A 1,485-nucleotide genomic window follows, 5' to 3' on the forward strand; every position below is an offset into this window, starting at 1 on the left:
GGGACGGGAACAGCGGCGTTTTACGCACTCGTCGACACGGGTGCGGTGAGTTCTTCGACAGTGTCCACACGGTTATCCGAGGGTGTTGAGCGCGATATTTTCACCGTGAGCTATAGGCCGACTGAACGTGGAACCGAAAAGCGGTATAAGCTCACACTGCTCGGACGGCGAATCTATGATTGGGCAGAAAAGACGGAGTTCGAGCGGCAGGTTCGAAAACTGCGTCGGCTGCGTCACGAGCGTGATACGTCGTTCGAGCAGCTGATCGGAAAGCTCAACCGAGATATGGAGATTCGCAAGATGGTCGCCGATTCTAACCCCCTGGAGGGCGAGGATGTTGACCTGCCAGAGGGCGCATCACTCGTACCGAAAGCCCCGTCAGAGGAGGAACTCCGTGAAGCCAAATTCGAACGCATGGAAGAATCGCTCGAGCCGATTGCGGACGATCAAGGCGAAGAGAGTAGTGAGTGAAGACGAACGCCTGAACGCTAAGTACTGGTCCCTGCCAAACAGCGATTTCTCCCTCGGAAGTTACAAGTGAATAGGCTTTATCAAGCTCTGCTAGTGATACACTGGGGAATGAGGTGGTCTCCGCTTGCTCGGAAAGAATTCTACGACCACATCCAGTCGAAGGGAGTCTGGTTGCTAGGTGTCCTTCTAGTCGTCGCAAGTTTTCTGTCGCTCGGTGGCCCTCCGTACCTAGTCACGAGCTTAGGCGAGAACACGACACTAGCGGCGTTTCAAGCGCCCGTCAGCATCTTTGCCACATTGGGCGCGATCCTCCTTAGCCATAGATCGATCAGTATTGAACGCGCGTCAGGAAGTATCAAAGTCGTCAGTGGCATGCCGGTCCGCCGCCACCATATCCTCCTCGGGAAAATCATCGGCCAAACCGCAGTCCTCTGTGTTCCCCTCCTCCTCCCCTTCCTCGTCGTCGGTGCATTCGGCGCGCTTGAATACGGGCTGTTCTCTCTCGCCAAATTCGGCCTGCTGGTGGTTGCTTCTTGCCTCTATCTGCTTCTGAACGTCTCTGTCGGCGTTTCGATTTCCGCGGCCGTGAATACCTCGGTCCAAGCGGCTACAGCGGCGTTTAGCTATTACCTCATCTTCATCCTGGGCTGGGTGGATTTCATCATTTACCAGGTCTATACGCCACTTACGGGTGTTCAGGTCAATCGATTAAGTCCGCCAGCATCGGAGAGTCTCTTTCTCCTCCACCGATTGGCTCCAGCTGGCGCGTATAACGTCCTCTTCAACTGGATCCTGGAAACAGGGAACTCAGCATCGTGGGTGCTTGGCGTCATTGCGGATCTACAACCACAAACCCGGTCGAACGCCTTGGTTGTCGAACTCGCGTTCGAGGGAGTGGATGTCACCGTGGTCCTCCATGAAGCGGGCGCACTCGTCATCTTCGCCGGATGGATACTCCTTCCGTTCGCGGTCGGCTACTACCGCTTCCGAGAGGCTGACCTCACATAACACGGA

At 55.7% G+C, this 1,485-nt stretch carries 2 protein-coding genes; both read left to right on the forward strand.

Annotated elements, in window-relative coordinates; translation table 11 throughout:
• Nucleotides 1-471 (forward strand): hypothetical protein (locus DVK07_RS23435; RefSeq protein WP_199719622.1); only part of this gene is annotated, 471 nt, incomplete at its 5' end.
• A 108-nt stretch (nucleotides 472-579) separates the two neighbouring features.
• The gene (locus tag DVK07_RS19130; protein WP_121598472.1) at nucleotides 580-1,479 is read left to right on the forward strand and encodes an ABC transporter permease; all 900 of its coding nucleotides are present in this window, start codon (nucleotides 580-582) and stop codon (nucleotides 1,477-1,479) included.
• The last annotated feature ends 6 nt before the right edge of the window (nucleotides 1,480-1,485 follow it).

It is taken from the genome of Halorubrum sp. Atlit-26R, assembly GCF_003666015.1.
Lineage (GTDB): Archaea > Halobacteriota > Halobacteria > Halobacteriales > Haloferacaceae > Halorubrum.